Raw genomic sequence first — 21,986 nt, 5'->3', positions numbered from 1 at the left:
TCATCCCTCTTTTCCCACTAGTATTGTACCAAGTCTGATCCATGTTGCCCCTTCCTCAATCGCCACTTCAAAATCATTGGACATGCCCATCGAAAGTTCTGTCAAAGGCTGCTCCAGCGCCACTTGCTCATTCAGCTCGTCCCGCAGCTGGCGAAGCGCCCGGAATATCGGCCGCGTCGCTTGCGCTTCCGTCTCATAAGGCGCCATCGTCATTAGACCTACCGGCTGCAAATGCGGATAATTGCGAAGCTCGGCCAGGAAATCCCGCACCTGCTCTGGGGGCAATCCGTGCTTAGAATCCTCGCCTGAAATATTGACTTGAATAAAGCACGGCACCTTGATGGCGAGCTGGGACGCTTGCTTGTTGATCGCTTGCGCGAGCGACAGCCGGTCCAGCGAATGAATATATGTAAATTTGCCGATGACGTCCTTTGCTTTATTCGTTTGCAGCGAGCCGATGAAATGCCATACCGCTTGTCCATTCTGCCCTTCGGCTTCAGGTCCGCTGATCGCTTCCCACTTCCGCTGGGCATCCTGCCAACGATTCTCGCCAAGATGGTGCAAGCCAAGCCGGTAAGCTTCCTCGGCCGTCTGAAGCGAGACGTACTTCGTTACTGCAATCACATGAACATCGTCCCGCTTCCGCCCGCTTCGTTCGCAGGCTTCTGCGATGCGTCTCTCCACTTCTTGCATTCTGTCTGTCAATTGTGTCATATCAACCATCACCTCTCCCGGATACCGATCCAGCTGGCCATCCGGCCGGTGGAGCCGCCTTCCATACGATGGGAAAAAAACTTTTCCCGATTGCATCCCGTGCACCACTTTGACAATTCGATATGAATCGGCAAAATTCCTGCTTTTATCATAATCTGTCGGTTAAATTGTTTCAAGTTTACCATAGCTTTGCCATTTGGCATCCTTTTCATCAAGGATTCATCGGCTGCTGCAGCCGTTTCAGACGCTGCAAAACGGCTGGCAAGCTCCTCCAACCGGTCGATTACGATGCCATCCACCTCATAGCAGCATGCGTCGATTGACGGACCGATAGCAGCTCTGACCTGCTCTGGCTTCGTTCCGTAACGATCTGCCATTGCTTGGATCGTCTTCGCGGCGATCTCAAGCACCGTCCCTTTCCAGCCCGCATGAGCGAGCGCTACCGCTTCATGCTCCGGATCATAGAAGTACAGCGGAACGCAATCGGCATAAAAAGAAGCCAGAAGCACGCCCGGTACATCCGTCATAATCGCATCTGTATCAGGAATCGCCGAATCGCGCGAAAGACGGCCCTTGCCCCGGTCTTTCGGTCCAATATGCTGCACCTCGCAGCCGTGTACCTGCTCGCCGCAAGTCCATGCTTCAAACGGCCAGTCCAGCGCCTCCGTCAGCAGGCTCCGATTGCGGACGACATCCTCGTCGCGGTCGCCTACATGGAGCGCTAAGTTTAGCGAAGTCCACGGTGCCTCGCTTACACCTCCGTCACGGCCTGTAAATCCCGCGGTCAGCTGTTCGTTTTGCTCCAGCCATGGAGACAACAAAAAAAGCGAAGGTCCCTTCGCCGATTGTACTGCTCTAAATGTTTCCATCCGGCACTCACCTCTGATAGCAGTTTACCGTGTTATGAGCGGGCGTGCAAATCTTCTTCTTCAATACGCGGCTTCGTATCATCCATACGGACGAGCACAACGTCCGTACCGATCTTGACGATATTGCGCCATGGAATGACGACTTCCGTACCGCCGTTCCCGAACAGCCCCATAAATCTTGTATACTGCGGGATGACGATGGAGTCGATGCGGCCTTGACGCAGGTCGAGTTCCAGATCGCTCACCTGCCCCAGTTTTTTACCGTCGACAATATTAATAACATCCTTCGTTTGAAAATCGGATATTTTCATTTTCGCTTCACCACTTTTCCAGCGGAATCGGGTTGAATGGGCGTTTGCCGCCCTCTACTCTATTTATATGTGGGTTTTGCTCAAAATGTCCGCTTTGATTAAAAAAACAAATCCCCCGCCTGCTGCGAGGGATCTTGGCACATTATTAGTTTTCATAAATATCAAACAGATTGGGGTCACCGGAATGGAATGACGTCTTGAATGTCTCCATAAATGCGAGAGCAATCCGATCCCGCTCGCCGACAATCCGTCCGTTTCCATAGTTGTCTTGACTAATAACGATGCTATAAATGCGTTTGCCCGCTTGGATCGTCCAGTACTCATTATACTGAATAGAAAAAGCGTTATTCCAGGAAGTTGATACGACGCTGAATTCCCCTGCCGGCTGCTTGGCGAAACGGCTTTCCATCACGACTTGGGACGGTTTCAGCTGCGCTATCGTTTCCTCTTGCAGTTGCTTGGGCGTTAAAGAGCTGCTGCTTTCACTTACGCTGAAAATTAGTGAATATGGACGGTCTCCAGCAGATCCGCTAATCGCAAAACAACCGTCGCAGTCCTCTTTTTTCGCTAAGCTTTCAGGCTTAAATCCTTTAGGGGCGGCGATAGACCAGCTATTACTGCTGTCCCCTATCCGATATTTGCTATCGGTGACCGGCTTATCCACGCCTTTAATGCGGATTTCCTTTGTTTTTGCATCATACGAGATTTTGCCGCCCAGTTGCTCCACGATATCCCGGAGCGGTACCATCAGCGAGCCTTTCTTTTCGAAAGGAGCCGCAGACAGCGTGAACGTCCGGATTTTCAATCCATTGTTGGACTCTCCTTTGCGCTCACCCAGCTTGAAGGAGAGCTGCTGCTGCTCGAACAGCCGGGTTTTGAACCAGAAGCTTCGATTTTTCTGATCATAGTTATAATCTAATCGGAACATTCGAATCAGGACGTTGACAGGCGCCATCGTCACGCCGTTCTTCTCGTATACGGGCTGTACCGTCATGGTCATGCCATTGACAACCGCAGAGGTGCTCCCAATCTTTAGCACGGCGTCCGAGCGAAGAGGCTTGTGCAGGCTGCTTTCTACGGTACTTGCTGCTGCAGCCGCGCTGCCAAACGGAATAGCAAGGGTCAAACCTAGTACCAGCATGAAGTTCAGATAAATACGATTCAATTTCATCTTATTCAAATCGATCATCGCCTCCCTTTCACTTCCATATTTTATATAGTCCAACAATTAATTTCAATAAAAAAGACGAGCCTCTGTTGCTTCGAGGCTCGTCTCATGCTTACGGTTTTACTTGTAACACCCTTACGTCTTCACATGCTTTTGCATTTGCTGTATCGCTGATTTTTCCAGCCTCGATACCTGAGCTTGCGAAATGCCAATTTCATCGGCTACTTCCATCTGCGTCTTGCCTTCAAAAAACCGCATCGACAAAATCATCTTCTCGCGGTCATTGAGCTTGTGCATCGCTTCTCTTAACGCGATTTCTTCAATCCAGGATACATCCTTGTTCTTGTCATCGCTAATCTGATCCATCACATAAATCGGATCTCCGCCATCATGGTAAATCGGTTCAAATAACGATACCGGGTCTTGAATAGCGTCTAGAGCGAAGACGACATCTTCCTTCGGCACATTCAGCGCCTCCGAAATTTCGAATATCGTCGGTTCGCGGGAATTCTGATTCGTTAAGCTGTCACGCACCTGCAATGCTTTATAAGCAATGTCCCGCAGGCTTCGCGAGACGCGAATCGGGTTATTGTCACGCAAGTAACGGCGGATTTCCCCGATGATCATCGGGACGGCATAGGTGGAGAATTTTACGTTTTGGCTAAGGTCGAAATTATCGATCGCCTTCATAAGTCCGATGCAGCCGACTTGAAATAAATCGTCCACAAATTCTCCCCTATTGTTAAACCGTTGAATAACACTAAGCACAAGCCTCAAGTTGCCGTTAACTAATTTCTCTCTTGCTGCCCACTCGTTTCGGGTTTGCAGTGCGGTGAACAACTCCCGCATTTCGGCATTGGTCAGGACAGGCAGTTTCGAAGTATCCACTCCACAGATCTCGACTTTATTTCGGGTCAACGTGATTACCTCCCAAGGAGAAACATTAATGTACATTATCTCCTTGGACCCCTTTTTTATTCCTCCGCTGACAATGCCGTCCTACCCTGCGCCCTGCTTGATTTTTATACCATTTTATTAAATTCCTTGCGCAGACGCTTAATAATTCTTTTTTCGAGGCGGGAAATATAGGACTGAGAAATACCCAGTAAATCGGCTACATCCTTTTGCGTTTTTTCCTCGCCGTCTGCCAGTCCGAAGCGCAATTCCATAATAATGCGCTCTCTTTCGGACAGCTTATCCAGCGCCTTGTGAAGCAGCTTGCGGTCAACCTGCTCCTCGATATTGCGATAAATGGTATCGTTCTCCGTACCCAGCACATCGGAGAGCAGAAGCTCATTTCCATCCCAATCGATGTTTAGCGGCTCGTCAAAAGAAACCTCCGTACGTGTCTTGCTGTTACGGCGCAAATACATCAAGATTTCGTTCTCGATACAGCGCGATGCATAAGTTGCAAGCTTAATTTTTTTCTCCGGGTCAAACGTATTAACCGCTTTAATAAGGCCGATCGCTCCAATGGAGACGAGGTCCTCGATATGAATGCCGGTATTCTCAAACTTACGCGCAATGTATACGACCAGACGCAGGTTGCGTTCGATCAGCATCGCACGAATCGCCGAGTCACCGGACGGCAGCTTATCCAGCAAATACTCTTCTTCCTCGCGGGTCAAGGGCGGCGGGAGCGCCTCGCTGCCGCCGATATAGTAGATCTGTTCACCTTTTAATCCGAATAAAATCAAAACTCTATAATAGTATAACTGCAGGACTAATTTCCATTTGACGAGCATCCGGCCCATCCCTCCCCAATAAGTTGTAGGTTTCTCATGCAACAATCGATCATTGGTTGTTCTGAACGAGAGTCGGATGGATAATTGCTTGATAAGCGCTGTCTGCCGTAAGCTTGCCGCCATCTAAACCAACGAGCACTTTCTTGTTGACGAACACCTGTCCTTCCCGCTCGATCCGAACAAAATCCGGCTTCAGAGCGAGCATAAATTGCGACCCGCGGTTTACCCCCCGATAGGGAACGAGCCTCAATCTTTCCTGCCAGTCAAAATGATCCTCGCCTAATCCTGCTACCAGCCGATCCACTTGTTCCTCCCGGATACATTGCAGCCATGATGCTGGCAGCTGCTCCGACCAGAGCGAAGCCTCTACGACCATGACCGGCGTTCGAGTCAGCGGATCATACAGCTGATTGCCGGTATCGACCAGACCGATGCATCGCTGCTCCAGCTCATCAATAGAGATGATCACTTCAGCTAGATGAGTTTGCACCAGCTCCCTTTCCCGGCGCTGCGTCAACACGGTGCGGTATATATACAGACCGATACAGAACGCTGCCAACAAGTAGATCAAACCCATTTTCAATTCAACCTGCATACCGCCTTTAATAAAATTGACGGTCCGCCATACTTCGCCCGATCCTTGCATCAACAAATAATGAATACCGATAATCGCACCGGCTGCTACGAAATTAACCGTGTAGAAGGCTGCGATGTTTCGTAAAAAATGCTGCAGCGATACGAATCCAAAAGCGACCCATATCATGAGCAGTGAGACGGACACCTTCACAAGAAGTGTAAAAAGGACCGACAGCTGCGGATACAGCATCATTACAACGTAACAGGCGCCTATAGCCGATGCCGACAGCACCCGCCATGGACTCGCTCTCATATGGCGTACCCAAGCCGTCGTAAGCAGCAAGCTGCCGTCTACTAGCAGCTCTCGCAAAAACATCACATCGACATAAACAGCCATGGCTCACCTTCCTGCTGCGGTTCCGGTCACTAGCGGATGGCCGGCACCCGGAGAGAACGATTGACATCAGTATATTCAAATCCTATTTCAAAGTCTGTCTAATCATGACGAGATGATAGAACTTTTTTTGTCGATCATCCATATAAAAAACGGCATTAATTAACATCATCAGCGTCACCGCATCAACTCTGATCCGACAGTTTCATAACGGATAAGAGATGAAATTGCTTCCGTGAGATAGTGAAATGCAGCCACAATAATAGATAATTGCCCGCCTAGAGCCCTTCCGCAGATTCGTGCAGGGTGGTCTTCAAATTCAAGAAGAGGTTCGTGCTATGCCGGGGACGTGGTGCATGTTATGTCGATTCAAGCGAATTGTAAAATGAGAATGACACTGAAGTAATCGTCGCGTGATGACTGGTGACGTCCACAGCGACCCGCCTGAGGGAGGTTCGAGTACCGTTGGGTGGTAAATGCCTAGACGTATGAAATTTCGCTAGTAGTGAAGTATTTTCTTTATTTTATTGTTCAAAAACTAGATTTTCGGATATAAGGTAAGAAAGTACACACGGGGGGAATTCAATTTCTTAATAGAGAAAAAGGTGTACTTATTCGGCGGAATCGAGCTGCGTTGAGGCGTCTGGGGAATAAATAAGGAAAAATCGGCAGTTATTAGCGAATTTTTTTCCGTCAAGAATCAAACCGATACTGCGAGACTATGTGAACTATGGATGATAACTAAACATCAAGTGTGCTAATCAATACGAACTGAGCTATCCATGCAAAAAAGACGCCCCCCCAACCCATTTAACAATGGATGGTGAGGCGTCTTAAACATCAATGGGAACCGTCTCAAGCCGAGACGGTCCCCATTTCACCTAGCGGTCGCTGCGTGGGCGATTGCGCAAGAAGGCTGGAATTTCAAGCTGATCGCTCGAGGTGTTCGAGCCAAATGGTTTTACGTTGTTCGTAGAAGTCGAAGGCTGAGCGCCTGCTTGACGCGCTTCAGGCTCGGCTTGCGGAGAAGCCGCACGACGTACTGCTGCGGATGGTTTGTGTTCAAAGCCAGTTGCGATAACCGTTACTTTGATCTCATCCTTCAGCTCTTCGTCGATAATCGCACCAAAGATCATATTTACTTCCGGATCGGAAGCCGAAATAACGATTTCAGCCGCTTCGTTGACTTCGTACAGAGACAGGTTGCTGCCGCCTGTAATATTCATAATAACGCCGCGTGCGCCATCGATGGATGTTTCTAGCAACGGGCTCATGATTGCTTTTTTCGCTGCTTCCGCCGCGCGGTTCTCACCGGTTGCGATGCCGATACCCATCAGGGCCGAGCCGCGCTCCGTCATGATTGTCTTCACGTCGGCAAAGTCGAGGTTGATCAAGCCAGGAACTTGAATCAAGTCAGAAATACCCTGTACGGCTTGGCGAAGCACGTTGTCCGCTTCGCGGAATGCTTCCAGCATCGGGGTTTTCTTATCGACGATTTCAAGTAAGCGATCATTCGGAATAACGATCAGCGTGTCGACTTTTTCCTTCAACGCTTCAATGCCGAGCTCTGCTTGAGCAGAACGTTTACGGCCTTCGAAGGTGAACGGACGAGTAACAACGCCAACGGTCAAAGCACCGCATTCGCGGGCGATTTCAGCGATAACAGGCGCTGCGCCTGTACCCGTGCCGCCGCCCATACCTGCCGTTACGAATACCATATCCGAGCCCTTCAGCTGACTGATGACAAGCTCACGGGATTCTTCAGCGGCTTTCTTGCCAACCTCCGGATTTGCGCCAGCGCCTAGGCCGCGAGTCAGCTTATCGCCGATTTGCAGCTTATGCTCCGATTTTGCCAGATTCAGCGCTTGAGCATCCGTATTAACCGTTATAAATTCGACGCCCTTGACGCCGTTCTCGATCATTCGATTTACGGCATTGCTTCCGCCGCCGCCAACACCTATTACTTTGATTTGGGCAAGCTGCTCCAAATCCAAATCGAACTCCAACATCATCATTTCCCCCGATCAAATAAATTCGTTAAACATGCTTTTTATCCGTTCGAACATACCGGGTTTGGATGAAGCGGTGGAACCCGTCTTGCTTTTAGTCGTTTTCTTCACTGTACTTGATCCACGTGCTCCCATATATTTCGAGACGTATTGAATCATACCTACCCCGCTGCTGAAAGCCGGGTCGCGAACGCCGATATAATCCGGCAACGCGATGCGAACGGTAGATTCCAGTTCGGCTTGTGCGAGTGCAAGCGTACCCGGCATCGATACCGATCCGCCTGTCAATACATAGCCGTTCACTTTATCGCCATAGCCGAGACGAACAACTTCCTGCTGGACCAGCTGAAAAATCTCCTGCATGCGCGGTTCAATAATGCTCGCCAAATCAACCTGCGAAAATTCCTTCTCCAGGTTGCTGCCCATACGGGTCACTTTGAACTTCACGTCCTCAGCCGCGTCGCTCACAAAAGCACAGCCGTACTTCAGCTTGATCTTCTCCGCTTGATCGCTTTGCGTACGCAAACCGTAAGCAATATCGTTCGTCACGTACTCGCCGCCGATCGGCAACGTAGCAGTGGCTGCCAACCCGCCCTGCTCGTAGATCGTAATCGTCGTTGAACCTGCACCGATATCGGTCAATACCGTACCGATCGTCTTCTCGTCCTTCGTCAGCGACATAACGCCCGACGCAAGTGACATAAGAATAACGCTTTTAATCCGCAGACCGGCCTTTTCCACGCATCTCATTAAATTATGTATGGCCGTTTTCGCACCGGTTACAACGGTTGCTTCAACTTCAAGACGTACACCAATCATGCCGGTCGGATCCGAAATGCCTTCGAGTCCATCGACCAAAAATTGCTTGGGAACCAAATTAATAATCTCTCGCTCTGGTGGTAGCGCGACCACTTTAGCCGCCTGAACGACGCGTTCGATATCTTCTTCGCCTATTTCACGATCCTCATTGGATACGGCAACGACGCCACGATTTGTCTGCAAGCCAATATGATTGCCCTGTATGCCGACATAAACGTCTGATATTTGAATGCCCACCATTCGCTCCGCATGCTCTACCGCATTGCGTATCGATTGAACGGTTTGGTCAATATCTACAATTGCTCCTTTGCGAATACCCTCCGAGTCGGCAGATCCAACTCCAATAATATTAATGGCTCCATTGTTAATCTCGCCAATAATAGCACGAACTTTGGATGTACCGATGTCCAAACTGACGATGATGTCGTTGCTGCTCAACCCGCGGCACCTCCGTTTCAACAAATAAAATTTAGCTTCAAATAGAATGGCCTAGCCTAAACGTCTTTCTACATATTCAACGTAGTTGATATTTTCCCTCTTTTTTCAACAAAATTTTCATAACTCTTATTTTAATGCCCGAAAAGCGCATTTTTAGCGCTCCTCGATCCGTTGGTGTCAAGTCTGCAATTAAAATGATTGACAATTAAAATTCTACCATTCTTTGAAGCTATTGAGTAGTCTATTTTTGATCTGTTTCCATATTTTCAGTAGAGTTTCCATCAAACGGGACATAAGTATCCGCCAAAAGCATCGTGATCTTGCCCGGCTCCTGCGTTTCGATGACTGCGTTTAACGCCTCGATCTTGTTTTCCAGCACGGAAATCGATGTGACGACCTCAAATTTGGTTCTCGTATAAATTTTGATCCGGTCCGGATACGCCTTGGACGGGTAAGGAATAATTTCCGATAAATCAGAGAGCTGCTTGGCCGAAATTTTGCCCAACTGCTTCGTCAAATCCATGCGGAGTGGGTCGTCCTTCGCCCAGCCGGAAAGCACAGGCTTGTCCAGAAGCACATCATTGCTGATTGCCGTTACGTTCGTGCCATTGGACATAATCGCGGTCATATTGCCTTCCGAGCCGATTTCGAACGCGACAACCGGATGCTCTTTAACCGAAATTTTCACAGCCCCTGGAAAACGCTTCTCCACGACTACTTCGTCAATCGGCTTCAAAGCGCGAACGCGGTTTTCAATTCTTTCCTTGGAAACGCCGAAAAACGCTTCGCCTACTTCGATGTCTGCAGCTTGCTCGACTTCAGCTACCGTTGCATATTGTGCCCCGGTCACTTCGATCGATGAGATTTTGCTAATCGAAGAATTAAAAAATAAGACGGCTAAAATAACTATAAAAAGTAAAAGAAGAACAGACAGCAGCTTTCGGCTGCCTTTTTTCGGGCGTTCCGGTTGTTTCAGCACAGGCATCTGAACACTCAAAGCTTGTCCCTTCTTTCCATAAAAACATCCGGTCCCCCAGCTTGGCGGGATCCGGTATATGATCGTTTCGAAAACTAGTTCGTAAGATTGTTAGGTACCGGGGAATTCCGGGTAATTCTTGCTCCAAGACGAGAAAGCATAGACTCGATCCGGTCATAGCCGCGGTCGATGTGATGAACTTGCTCAACGACCGTCTTGCCGTTCGCAGCCAATCCTGCAATGACAAGTGCAGCTCCCGCTCTCAAGTCCGTCGCTTCGACGGTAGCTCCATACAACCGGGGAACTCCGCGAATGATGGCGGCATTGAGATCCACCCGGATGTCAGCGCCCATTCGGCTCAATTCATCGACATGCTTCAGCCGGCCTTCAAAGATCGTCTCCTTCAGGATGCTGACGCCGTCGGCTAAAGTCAACAGCACCATGACCTGAGACTGAAGATCGGTCGGAAATGCCGGATACGGAGAGGTAACGATCCGTTCGACCGCTTTCGGTCTGGAGGCGCTGCCGACTTTAATTATATCACCGTCAACGACGATTTGAACACCTGCGCGTCGAAGCACATGAATTAAGGAAGTCAAATGCGCCGGATTCGTGTTTTGCAGCGTTACCTGACCGCGTGTAGCTGCTGCGGCCACCATGATTGTACCGGCGACAATTCGATCGGGAATAACCTTATACCGGCACGGCTTAAGCGACTGTACCCCTTCGATCGTAATCGTATCTGTGCCGGCACCGATGATTTTCGCGCCCATCGTGTTCAGAAAACGCTGCAAATCTTGAATTTCCGGCTCTCTCGCAGCGTTGCTGATCGTCGTCCTTCCTTCAGCCAGCACGGCAGCCATCATAATGTTCTCCGTCGCACCTACGCTCGGGAAGCTCAAATGAATGTCAGCGCCGTACAGTTTATCCGCTCTGCAAATGATTCGATTGCCCAATTCCTCGATCTCCGCGCCTAGCGCTTCAAGCCCTTGCAAATGAAGATCAATTTTCCGTTCGCCAATTGCGCAGCCGCCGGGTTGATATACCTGAACTTCTCCGAATCTTGCTAGCAATGGACCCATTAAAAAAATAGAAGATCGCATCTGTCCCATTAACGACTCCGGCACATGAGAGGTATGAGCGGCTTCCGTATCTAATACGACCGTATCCCCAATATGCTCGGCGCGGCATCCTAATTCGCGCAAAATGTTAAGCATGACCTCGATATCCAGCAGCTTAGGCACATGATCAATCGTCGTTGTGCCATCCGCTAACAGACTGGCTGCCAATATCGGCAAAGCGGCATTTTTCGCTCCTTGGATAACAATGGATCCTGAGAGTGGTTTCCCGCCTTCAATCACCAATTTGTCCAATGTATCACCTCCGAATTACCGCTCACCCACCACCAATACTTCCGGTATTAACGAAACGCCGTACCGGTCCTGAATCGTGCCTTGGATATGTGACATGAGGGTGAGAACATCTTCAGCTGTCGCTTGCCCGGTATTGATGATGAAATTCGAATGAAGCTCCGAAACTTCCGCGCCTCCAAACCGAGCCCCTTTCAATCCAGCCGCTTCAATTAATCTTGCGGCGTGATCGCCAGTCGGATTGCGGAAAACGCTGCCGCAGCAAGGCAATTGCAGCGGCTGTGTACGCAGCCGTCTTTCCTTGTGCTCTGCCAGCGCTGCAGAAATCTCCTGCCGGTCGCCTGGGGCAAGTTCAAAGGTCGCCTCAAGAACCAGCCCTTTCTTCTCATGAAGAATGGAATGACGATAGGCAAACTGCATTTCCTCGCGTTCGTAACGAATAACTTCACCTGTTTCCGTCACAACTTCAGCTGATCTAAAAATACGTGATACATCGGATCCGTGCGCGCCTGCGTTCATGTAGACGGCTCCGCCTACCGTGCCGGGAATACCCCCTGCGAATTCCAGTCCGCTAAGCCCTTCCTTGCTGGTCATAACGGCAAGCTTGATAAAGGAATAGCCTGCTCCAGCATGAACAAGATTTCCATCAAAGCGCACATAATCGAGTCCGTCACGGGGTTTAATGACAACGCCGCGAATTCCTTTGTCGCTCACCAGCATATTGGAGCCGCGGCCCAGAGAGGTCCACGGGATGCCATGCTTATGAAGCAATCGGATGGCCGACACGAGTTCGTCTTTTCCTGCCGGGATCAGCATCAGATCGGCGGGACCGCCGATTTTCCACGTTGTATGTTTGGCCAGCGGCTCATCGAACAGCAGTTGGCCCAAACCGGCTTTTTCCAGCTCGGCTATAAATGTTTTCATGGGGTCGTACCTCCTTATGCTTCCTTGATGAAGGATGGATTTCGCTGCCGCTTCTGCGGCGTAAAAGCCGCCGAATACGGACTGCGTTTACAGTAACCGGGCCCGAACGGGTGATGGTCACGATTTATAGAGTATCCTATGCCCAGCGCAGCCCGAGTGTGACAGCAGCCCATCCCTTCGCTTCCCTGCAGGGAAGCGGTCTTCCAATTCAATTCATTTCATTCTAGCATGATAAACATTATTGACTCTATAAGTTTCATCAGCGCGAAGCTGCGATTATGCACATGGATGCCTGCGATTACAACACAAAATGGGCGTCATGAACGCCCAGGCCGGATGCCCTGCCGCCCTAAGGCGGCGTATCGGCGCGATCCGCATCGGATAAACAAGCATGAACAAGACTTCTACCATCTTATCTGTCATTGAAGCTTATGTCGACCATGGATGTATGTTGGCTTCATCTGGAGTAGCGTGAAATATTGAGCAAAATGCCCAGCGCTGTCAGCAGGAGCGTCAGCGAGGAGCCGCCGTAGCTCACTAAAGGAAGCGTAATGCCCGTCACAGGCATTGCGCCAATGACAACCCCGATATTGATTAGAACCTGTACGCCGACGATACCGGTAATACCAACCGCCAGCAAGCTTCCGAACGTATCCGGTGCAGCGATGGCCGTCCGGATGCCGCGCCATACGAGGATGGCGAACAGCGTAATTAAAGCCGCCCCTCCGATAAAACCTAGTTCCTCCGATAGGATGGAGAAAATAAAGTCGGTTTGCGGCTCCGGGAGATAACTGAACTTTTGCCGGCTCATGCCCAGCCCCAGTCCTACCAATCCCCCCGGACCGATTGCATATAACGATTGAATAATTTGATAGCCTTTCCCAAGCGGGTCCGACCACGGGTCCAAAAACCCGGTAATCCGGTCCAGCCGGTACGGCTCAGCGATAATGAGGCCAACAAGGCCAACGACGCCAACAAGCGCTAGTGAACCCAGATGGCTGATTCTCGCTCCCGCTGTAAAAATAAGCAGCAGCGAAGCGCCGACCATAACCGCCCCCGAACCGAGATCCGGCTGCAGCATAATTAACCCGAAGGCCAGTCCCATCAAACCAAGCGGAGGAAGCAGCCCTCTCGTGAACAGCGTGATCGTCTGCTGCTTCTCCGCCAGCCACTTGGCCAAGAACAGCACCATCGCCAGCTTCATAAATTCGGAAGGCTGAATGCCGAAGGAGCTGATGCCCAGCCAGCTTCGCGCACCGCCGCGTACGACACCGACGCCCGGTATAAGGACGATGACAAGCAGCACGAAGCAGACGATCAGCGCGACTTTACCCCACTTTTTCCAAATTTGATAATTGGCGTTCATCGTAAAGATCAAAGCACCTATGCCTAATAGAGCAAAGATAAATTGACGCTTCACATAGTAGAACTTATCGCCGAATTCATGGAAAGCAAGGACGGCGCTCGCGCTGTATACGATCACCAAACCAATGGAGAGAATGAGCGCAATTGAGATTATCATCCAGACGTCCGGGGCGGACCTGCCTTTGGCCATAATCAACACACCTCTTAGCTTGCGTAAGTAGGGACGAGCCCCCTACTTACAAGGTATGCGCCGAATCTTTAAAAATGCGCCCGCGTTGCTCATAGGATTCAAACATATCCCAGCTTGCGCATGCAGGCGACAGCAGTACGATATCACCTGGCTCGGCAAGCAGGGCTGCTTGCCGCACGGCTTCCCGCAGTGTGGACTCGGCGTCCTCTACAGGTTCGACCAATCGGACATTCGCTAAACCCGCAAGCTCCGCAACAGCGGCAAGCTTCGCTCTCGTCTCGCCAAGCACGACGAGACCTTTCAGCCGGTCGCGAAACAGCGGCAGCAGCTCCATATAATCGGAGCCGCGGTCGAGCCCTCCCGCAATGAGAACAATTGGCGCGCTGAGCGAGCCAACAGACATCGTAGTCGCGATCGGATTGGTCGCTTTAGAATCGTTGTAGTATTTTACACCATTCACTTCGACTGCGTACTCCAGGCGATGTTCTACGCCTCTGAAGCCGCGCAGGGCAGCCGCAAGCGCTTCCGGGTCTGCGCCTGCACTTAGACACGCTGCAATCGCTGCCAGGGCATTAGCTGCATTGTGACGGCCCGGTAAGCCAAGCTCATCCACAAGCAATACAGCTGTTTCCGCACCGTCCTCCCGGCGCCACACGATTTCTCTAGCGACGGCCTTCGCATCATCTGCCCCTTTCACAAATGGCGGCTCCATGCAAACGCCGTGCTCCAGCCGCTCATATAACGAGAACGGCAAGACGCGGCCCTTCACGCGAGCTGATATTTCCCGGCAGACGGGATCATCCCAATTCAGCACGGCTACGTCGTCGCTGCTCTGATTGGCAAACAGCTTCTCTTTCGACGCGACATAGTCTTCCATGCCGCCGTGATAGTCCAGATGTGTCTCCGCAATATTCAGCAGCAGCGCCACTTTCGGACGGAATGCTTCCGTTCCTTTCAATTGAAAGCTGCTAAGCTCGGCAACGATCCAGTCCTCAGCGCTTGCAACGAGAGCCGCTTCGCAAAGCGGTGTGCCAATATTGCCGGCGATGATCGGATTTTTGCCCGCAGCTTTAAGCAGCTCGCCAATCCAGGTCGTCGTTGTCGTCTTGCCGTTAGAGCCCGTAATGCCGATAATCGGCGCCGGCGACAGCCAGTAGGCAACCTCTACCTCGGTCACAACTTCCACACCAAGCTCCTCTGCCCGGCGAATCGGATCGGCGGTGTAAGGGATGCCCGGATTTTTGACAAGCAGTGCCGTTTGCCCGGTGACGAGATCGTCCGGGTGATATCCGCATAGCACAGAAATGCCCAAAGCAGTCAGTTCATCCGCTTCGGGGCATAATTCACGTTCTTTTTTATCGTTGACGACAACGTTCGCTCCGAGGGCATGGAATACCTTTGCCACACTGACGCCGCTTCTGGCTAGCCCCAGTACGACCACCTTACGGCCCCGGTATGATTCCGGATGGTTCATAATTCAGCAGCTCCTTTTTGTATGTAGAAAAGCTAAAATGCAAAGCTTTGTCTTCTTCCTATTTACATATAGATGATACCTAATAAAAAGCATTAAGGACAACAAAATGTATGTTCGCATTTTGTTGTCCTGCATAATTTACGATGCTGCAACTAGAATACGCGTGCGAGCGCCAGTCCCACAAGTGCGAACAAAAGTCCTACGAACCAAAAGACGGATACGACCCGCCATTCGGACCAGCCGGACAGCTCGAAATGATGGTGAATCGGACTCATCTTGAAAATCCGCTTGCCGCGAAGCTTGAATGAACCCACTTGCAAGATGACGGACAGCATCTCCAATACGAACACCCCGCCGATTACGATAAGCAGCAGTTCGGCTTTTGCAAGAATCGCAACCGCCGCAATGCCCCCGCCGATACCGAGCGAGCCCGCATCCCCCATGAACACCTTCGCGGGGTGGGCGTTAAAGATGAGAAAACCGAGTACCGCACCGATCATCGCAGCGGAGAAAATGGCCGATTCATGCGCCGAAGCCTGAAGCGCAACGAGCGTAAAAGCGCCAAAGGCGATAGCGCTCGTCCCCGACAGCAAGCCGTCCAGTCCGTCGGTAAAATTGACCGCGTTGCTGGCAGCGAACATGATAATGACAACAAAAGGATAATAGAACCAGCCCATATCAAAGCCCCAGCCTGTTAACGGAACAGATACGACTGTGCTGTGATTCATATTGTACAATTGCGCGCATACGATGATGGAGAACAGAAGCTGGCCAAACAGCTTTTGCCGCGCAGTCAGACCGAGCGACCGTTTAAATACGATTTTAATATAATCGTCTAGAAAACCAACAAGTCCAAAACCGATTGAGGCGGTAAGAAGCACCCAGAATGCAGGTGTCTTATCCGCAAATTTCAGAAAAGAAATGAGCAGCGCCAGCATAATAATAATGCCGCCCATCGTAGGCGTTCCGCTTTTTTTCAAATGGCTTTGCGGGCCATCTGTTCTGATTTGCTGTCCGAACTTCATCCGTCTGAGCAGAGGAATGAATAATGGTCCGAGCAGTACCGCTAGCAGAAATGATGCGCCTAATGAAAATAAAATGACCATCATATCCATTTCCTCACCTCGCTTCCAAAGTTTGAACGATTTGTTCCATTCTCATGCCTCTGGAGCCTTTAACCAGCACCAGATCGCCCGGCTCCAGCCGAGCCTTCAGCCACTGTGCAAGCTCCTCTTTATTCTCAAAATGAGTAACGTCGTCGGCTGCAAGATTTGCTTTGGCTCCCTCAGCCGTCCGCTCCGACAGCTTGCCGAGCGTTAGTACAGCATCCGCCTTATCCGGTGTAACATAAGCACCGGCCTCGTAATGAAGCGACTCCTCTTCCGGGCCAAGCTCCAGCATATCACCGAGCACGATCCATTTCTTCCGGAAGCCTTCCAGCTTTTCTACCAGATCGATGGCAGCCCGCACGGCCGTCGGATTCGCATTGTAGGCGTCATTGAGAATCATCGCCCCATTATACGCGCGAACCGGCTGAATGCGCATTCCAGTCAGCTCTAGCCCGGCCAAGCCGGTACGAAGCTGTTCGCTCGAAATGCCTAGACGCCGCCCAATTGCAATCGCGGCAAGCGCATTGCTCACATTATGCTGGCCTGGCACGGGTATTGCATATGGCGCATCAGAAGCCTCACCTTGACGAATGACCGTAAAGGAGGACGATACGGCACCTATATCAATATTCGCAGCCGACCAGTCATTTGTGTCCTCCAGCCCGAAAGTTTGCAGCTCGAGACCTTCAGGAAGCTCCATCGTTGCCAGTTCTGCTTTAAGGAGCGGCTCGTCGCCGTTATAAAGCAGCAGCCCGCGCGATTGCAGCCCCTGCACAATTTCCAGCTTCGCTTTCGCGATTCCTTCACGGGAGCCGAGCTGAAGCAAATGGGCATCGCCAATATTCGTAATGATCGCGATATCCGGACGGGCAATGTTCGTCAGCAGCTCGATTTCGCCAAATCCGCTCATCCCCATCTCCAGAACGGCGCAATCCGTCTCTTCATCCAATTGAAGAACAGTCAGCGGCAAGCCGATATGATTGTTCAGATTGCCCTCTGTCTTATGAACGCGATACGCTGTGCCAAGTGCGGCAGCTACCATATCTTTCGTCGTCGTTTTGCCATTGCTGCCGGTAATGCCGATTACCCGGACGTACAGCTCTTCCCGGTAAGAGGAAGCAAGCTGCTGCAGCGCCTTGAGCGTATCCCGCACCTTAAGCAGCGGGGCGTCGGCCAAAGCCTCCGGCACCTCGCGTCCCGATTGCCACATTGCAGCTGCAGCGCCGTCTTTCAACGCCTGCTCTACAAATTGATGGCCGTCAAAGTTATCGCCGACGAGCGGTATAAACAGCTGTCCAGCTTGAACACGCCGCGAGTCGGTCCCAACGCCAGCAATACGGACGTCGGCATCCTTCTTATTCCATTTGGCACCGCACATACCGGCTATTTGCTCCAAATTTCGATTAATCAATGTAATAATCCCCTTATCGCTTCTTTCGCCACCAAACGATCGTCGAAAGCATGTGTAACGCTTCCGATGATTTGATACGTTTCATGACCTTTCCCCGCAATCAATACTACATCGCCGGGGCTTGCCATTTCAACCGCTTTTTCAATTGCTGCACGGCGATCGACCTGCAGCTCATAGCGAGCAGGAGCCACTTTGTCGGCAATGAGGGCCGCTTCAATATCCTTAAGTATAAGTGCAGGATCCTCGGTTCGCGGATTATCAGAAGTAACGAAGACATAATCGGCATACTTTGCTGCAATCGAGCCCATTAGCGGACGTTTTGTCTTGTCGCGGTCTCCGCCACAGCCGAACACGCAGATGATGCGTGGCGGAGCAAGCTCCTTCACCGCCCGCAGCACGTTTTCCAAGCCGTCAGGCGTATGCGCATAATCGACGATAACGGCGAAGCTTTGACCTGCCTGCACCGATTCCACCCGCCCCGGTACACCAGGGACAGCTTCCAGACTGGACTTCACCTGTTCGAGCGGAACGCCTTCTATTAAAGCGGCTGAAATGGCAGCCAGCGCATTGTAGACATTGAACTTGCCAACCATCTGCAGCGTAATATCCGCTTCGCCGCGGAAGGTGTTCACATGGAATGAGGTGCCCTGCGCCGTAATGGAAATGCCGGAGGCGCGTACATCCGCATCATTGTCGATGCCATAGGTGATGACCTCAGCCGCTGTCAGCCTTATAAACTCAGCAGATGCCTCATCGTCAACGTTGAGCACCGCGAAGGAACGATCCTGCTCCCGTGCAGGAAATTCATTGCCCAGCCGCGAGAAGAATAGCCCTTTGGCCGCAGCATACTTTTCCATCGTTCCATGATAATCAAGATGGTCCTGTGTCAGGTTCGTAAAGACGGCCGTACGGAAACGGCAGCCCTTTACCCGGCCTTGATCCAGCGCGTGAGAGGATACCTCAATCGCACAGTGGGTTGTGCCCGCGTCGCGCATATCCGCTAAATAGCCTTGCAGCTGCAGCGCTTCCGGCGTCGTGCCCGACATCGGGATCGACTTGCCGTCATAACGCATTTCCACCGTACCGATAACACCCGCGCTTTTACCATTGTCATTCAATATTTGTTCGATCAAATAGGTTGTCGTCGTTTTGCCATTCGTACCTGTAACACCAATTAAACTAAGGGAACGGCTTGGATGTCCGTAGTAATGATCGGCCAAGACGGCCATCGCAACCCGGCTGTCCTTCACGATCAACTGGGGCGCATTGATGTCAAGCTTACGCTCGACAACGAAAGCAGCAGCTCCGCTTTCGAAAGCTTGCGGCGCATAGTCATGCCCGTCGACCGTATGGCCGGGCAGGCAAATAAACAAGTCGCCTTTCTGAACGCTGCGGGAATTCGTCTCCAATCCCGATATTTCGGTATCTCCGGCGCCAATAAGCCGGGACGTTATGAGAAGTTCAGCCAATTCACTCAATATCATGCTGCATGCCTCCTAGTCATATTGCTTCAACTACCATTATAGTCAATGGGAATGTGATATATCATCCTCATCGCCCAAATAAATCCGTATCGTCGATCCCCGATCTACACGCGCTCCAGCTGCAGGAGCCTGCCGGATGACGGTATTGCCGGACCCAGCGGACGTCAGGTTAAAGTTCATATTCATATCTTCATAGATATCTGACACAGTCTTGCCGACCAGATTCGGTACGGTTACAATCGGCGTCTCCCCCGGCTTATAGTTGCGGGAGATTTGCTTATCCCTTGCCGGCACTTGAAGAATCGTGAGTGCATCCTCCATAATGTTGCGAACGATCGGCGCAGCTACGACACCGCCGAATTGAATGCCCTGCGGATTGTCGACAGCGACATAGACGACGATTTGCGGATCATCCGCAGGCGCGAAGCCGATGAACGAAACGATGTGCTCGTTCGGAGAATAACGGCCGTTGACGACCTTTTGCGCCGTGCCGGTTTTACCACCGACGCGGTAGCCGTCGATAAACGCATTGCGCCCCGTTCCTTTGGCTACAACGCTCTCCAGCGCCTCCCGAACAAGCTTGGATGTCTCTTCGGAGATGACCGTCCGCACCGCCTCGGGTTCGGTTCGCTGGACGACCTCCCCCGTTTCGGGGTTGATCCAGCCCTTCGTTACATGCGGCTTATAGAGCGTACCGCCATTGACTGCGGCTGACACCGCTGTAATCTGCTGAATCGGCGTAACCGATACGCCTTGCCCGAAAGCCGTTGTTGCGAGCTCCACCGGACCTACTTGATTCATTTTAAACATAATGCCGTTCTCTTCACCATTAATATCGATGCCGGTTTTTGTACCGAATCCGAAGTTTTTAATATAATTGAAAAGCTTGTCTTTGCCAAGTCTTTGCCCCAGCGTTACGAAGCCCGGATTGCAAGAATTTTCCACAACCTCAAGGAAAGTCTGGCTGCCGTGGCCGCCTTTTTTCCAGCAGCGCAATCTCGCGCCGCCCACCTCAATCGCGCCTGGATCGAAAAATCGCTCGTTTTTCAAATCGACTTTTTTCTCTTCAATAGCTGCGGCCAATGTAATAATTTTGAAAGTCGAACCGGGCTCGTAGGTCATCCAAATCGGCAAATTCCGGTTGTACACTTCCGCCGGCACCTCATTGTATTTATCCGGCTCGAAGGTCGGCCGGCTCGCCATGCCGAGTACCTCGCCGTTGTTCGGGTCCATTGCAATGGCAATGATATTGTCGGCTTGCAGCTGCGCCATCGCTTGATCCAGCTCGCGCTCCATGACCGACTGAATTTGCTTATCTATCGTTAGCTGCATCGTCAGCCCTTCTTTGGGCTCTACGTAAGTATCCGAAGAGTTCGGCATTTGACGGCCCTTCGCATCGGACAAGAAGGAAACATTCCCTTTAATGCCTGTCAGCATATCGTTATATTTCAGTTCTACGCCCGTAAGCCCTTGATTGTCAATACCGGTAAAGCCAAGAACGTGCGCAGCCAAGTCGCCAAACGGATAAAAGCGTTTGTTATCCTCTGCCACGACGATGCCTGGTATGGCCAGTTCGCGTACTTGCTGAGCTTTTTCCAGCGTCATTTTCCGGCCGCCAGGCTTCAGTTGGACGAGCATCGTTTTTTTCTTGTTCAGCAGCTTGGAGAGATCGTCCTCCGTCATATCGAGCAATGGAGCAAGCGTTTTTGCTGCCGCTGGCTTGTCTTTCACCTGCACGGGAATCGCCCATACGGTAGGCGAACTGACGTTGTACGCCAGCTTGGTGCCGTTGCGGTCCCAAATCTCGCCACGCTTGGCCATGTAAGGAATGTCCCGCCGCCACGAATTTTCCGCTTTGGAAGCAAGCTGCTCCCCTTCCCATAGCTGTACATATGCCAACCGCAGCACAAGCGCCGCGAAAGCAATAATCCCAACGATCATCACTGTAAAAAGACGACGTCGCAATGTGACATTCGAAACTTTCATCGCTCAATCCACCCCTCGGACTTATTGTCGCAGAGCGCGCACTGGCGCTCATTCCCAAACTATTCGGGACAAGGGTGCAATAGAACAAGCTTTATCTGCGCTGCGCAAATACCGGCCCGTTCTGCCGTTCTTGGTTCCATGCAATCGCTGCTGCGATTGATGGAGTGAACCTGCGAAAAGTCAGAACGGGCTCGGCATTCGCTCCGCTGATGCTCTACAAGCTAAAGGGCGTTAAGGGCGAGATCGAGAACAAAGGACAGTCGTCGCGGCACGGCGCTGCGCAATGCCGGCCCACTCTGCCGTTCTTGATTCCATACAATCGCTGCTGCGATGATGGAGCGAACCTGCGAAAAGTCAGAACGGGCTCGGCATTCGCTCCGCTGATGCTGCATGACAAACCTTAGGGCGAAACCAACTGCAAATACTGTCTCTGCTTATGTAACCGCAGCAAACCAAATGTAAAAGTACATTTTGAAGCTTCCTTTTTCAGCTGAAAAGTCGATCAAAATGCAAATCTGCATGTCGAATCGGCCATATTAGCCGATTTTGAGCAAATTCGGTCGATCAACATGTACTTTGGACCTCTGTCAAGAAAGTAGACAATTCTTAAGTGTATCAACTTACTTTTTTGTAAAACTTCAACTCAAATTGATT

General features: G+C 51.2%; 19 protein-coding genes. 1 reads left to right on the top strand and 18 read right to left on the bottom strand.

The annotated features are described in order from the left end of the window. From IEX98_RS27950 to IEX98_RS27865, 18 genes are all read right to left on the bottom strand, one after another. Positions 1–714 (bottom strand): YggS family pyridoxal phosphate-dependent enzyme, encoded by a 714-nt coding sequence (locus IEX98_RS27950; protein ID WP_188892980.1) that lies wholly within the window; start codon positions 712–714, stop codon positions 1–3. Between the two features lie 8 nt (positions 715–722). Continuing rightward, entirely contained in the window at positions 723–1,583 is an 861-nt protein-coding gene (gene pgeF, locus IEX98_RS27945; RefSeq protein ID WP_188892979.1) for a peptidoglycan editing factor PgeF, read from the bottom strand. A gap of 32 nt (positions 1,584–1,615) precedes the next feature. Continuing rightward, a complete protein-coding gene (locus tag IEX98_RS27940; protein ID WP_188892978.1) occupies positions 1,616–1,894 on the bottom strand; it encodes a PRC-barrel domain-containing protein in 279 nt (92 codons plus the stop codon). A 145-nt stretch (positions 1,895–2,039) separates the two neighbouring features. After that, positions 2,040–3,065, bottom strand: coding sequence for a copper amine oxidase N-terminal domain-containing protein (locus tag IEX98_RS27935; protein ID WP_229692433.1), 1,026 nt, complete (start codon positions 3,063–3,065; stop codon positions 2,040–2,042). A 132-nt stretch (positions 3,066–3,197) separates the two neighbouring features. Further along, positions 3,198–3,980: an RNA polymerase sporulation sigma factor SigG gene (gene sigG / locus IEX98_RS27930; protein WP_042159827.1), complete on the bottom strand. Its 783-nt coding sequence runs from the start codon at positions 3,978–3,980 to the stop codon at positions 3,198–3,200. 104 nt (positions 3,981–4,084) lie between these two features. Further along, complete coding sequence (gene sigE / locus IEX98_RS27925) at positions 4,085–4,807, bottom strand: RNA polymerase sporulation sigma factor SigE (RefSeq protein WP_042159826.1); 723 nt, start codon at positions 4,805–4,807, stop codon at positions 4,085–4,087. 49 nt (positions 4,808–4,856) lie between these two features. Continuing rightward, positions 4,857–5,780 carry a sigma-E processing peptidase SpoIIGA gene (gene spoIIGA, locus IEX98_RS27920; RefSeq protein WP_188892976.1) on the bottom strand — a complete coding sequence of 308 codons (924 nt, stop codon included), beginning with the start codon at positions 5,778–5,780 and terminating at the stop codon, positions 4,857–4,859. An 878-nt stretch (positions 5,781–6,658) separates the two neighbouring features. Then, entirely contained in the window at positions 6,659–7,786 is a 1,128-nt protein-coding gene (ftsZ, locus tag IEX98_RS27915; protein ID WP_188893020.1) for a cell division protein FtsZ, read from the bottom strand. 15 nt (positions 7,787–7,801) lie between these two features. Beyond that, complete coding sequence (gene ftsA / locus IEX98_RS27910) at positions 7,802–9,043, bottom strand: cell division protein FtsA (RefSeq protein WP_188892975.1); 1,242 nt, start codon at positions 9,041–9,043, stop codon at positions 7,802–7,804. A 241-nt stretch (positions 9,044–9,284) separates the two neighbouring features. Then, positions 9,285–10,040, bottom strand: a complete 756-nt coding sequence (locus tag IEX98_RS27905; protein WP_188892974.1) for a cell division protein FtsQ/DivIB — start codon at positions 10,038–10,040, stop codon at positions 9,285–9,287. A 74-nt stretch (positions 10,041–10,114) separates the two neighbouring features. Then, on the bottom strand, positions 10,115–11,392 hold the full coding sequence (gene murA / locus IEX98_RS27900; RefSeq protein ID WP_188892973.1) for a UDP-N-acetylglucosamine 1-carboxyvinyltransferase: 1,278 nt from the start codon (positions 11,390–11,392) through the stop codon (positions 10,115–10,117). A 15-nt stretch (positions 11,393–11,407) separates the two neighbouring features. Further along, positions 11,408–12,313 (bottom strand): UDP-N-acetylmuramate dehydrogenase, encoded by a 906-nt coding sequence (gene murB / locus IEX98_RS27895; RefSeq protein WP_188892972.1) that lies wholly within the window; start codon positions 12,311–12,313, stop codon positions 11,408–11,410. 457 nt (positions 12,314–12,770) lie between these two features. Beyond that, positions 12,771–13,868, bottom strand: a complete 1,098-nt coding sequence (gene spoVE / locus IEX98_RS27890) for a stage V sporulation protein E (protein WP_188892971.1) — start codon at positions 13,866–13,868, stop codon at positions 12,771–12,773. Between the two features lie 46 nt (positions 13,869–13,914). Next, complete coding sequence (gene murD, locus IEX98_RS27885) at positions 13,915–15,342, bottom strand: UDP-N-acetylmuramoyl-L-alanine--D-glutamate ligase (RefSeq protein WP_188892970.1); 1,428 nt, start codon at positions 15,340–15,342, stop codon at positions 13,915–13,917. 152 nt (positions 15,343–15,494) lie between these two features. Continuing rightward, entirely contained in the window at positions 15,495–16,457 is a 963-nt protein-coding gene (mraY, locus tag IEX98_RS27880; RefSeq protein ID WP_188892969.1) for a phospho-N-acetylmuramoyl-pentapeptide-transferase, read from the bottom strand. A gap of 4 nt (positions 16,458–16,461) precedes the next feature. Next, positions 16,462–17,862 (bottom strand): UDP-N-acetylmuramoyl-tripeptide--D-alanyl-D-alanine ligase, encoded by a 1,401-nt coding sequence (locus IEX98_RS27875; protein ID WP_188892968.1) that lies wholly within the window; start codon positions 17,860–17,862, stop codon positions 16,462–16,464. Then, a complete protein-coding gene (locus IEX98_RS27870; RefSeq protein WP_188892967.1) occupies positions 17,859–19,346 on the bottom strand; it encodes a UDP-N-acetylmuramoyl-L-alanyl-D-glutamate--2,6-diaminopimelate ligase in 1,488 nt (495 codons plus the stop codon). The genes IEX98_RS27875 and IEX98_RS27870 overlap by 4 nt, the downstream gene beginning before the upstream one ends. A gap of 42 nt (positions 19,347–19,388) precedes the next feature. Then, a complete protein-coding gene (locus IEX98_RS27865) occupies positions 19,389–21,332 on the bottom strand; it encodes a stage V sporulation protein D (protein ID WP_188892966.1) in 1,944 nt (647 codons plus the stop codon). Positions 21,333–21,496: 164 nt separating this feature from the next. Between IEX98_RS27865 and IEX98_RS27860 the strand changes: the two genes are divergently transcribed. Further along, complete coding sequence (locus IEX98_RS27860; RefSeq protein WP_188892965.1) at positions 21,497–21,736, top strand: hypothetical protein; 240 nt, start codon at positions 21,497–21,499, stop codon at positions 21,734–21,736. Positions 21,737–21,986: the final 250 nt, after the last annotated feature.

The sequence above is a fragment of the Paenibacillus radicis (ex Gao et al. 2016) genome, assembly GCF_014641555.1.
Classification (GTDB): domain Bacteria; phylum Bacillota; class Bacilli; order Paenibacillales; family Paenibacillaceae; genus Pristimantibacillus; species Pristimantibacillus radicis.
The sequence above is the reverse complement of the archived record's forward strand: the minus strand, read 5'-3'. Positions and strand labels throughout refer to the sequence as shown.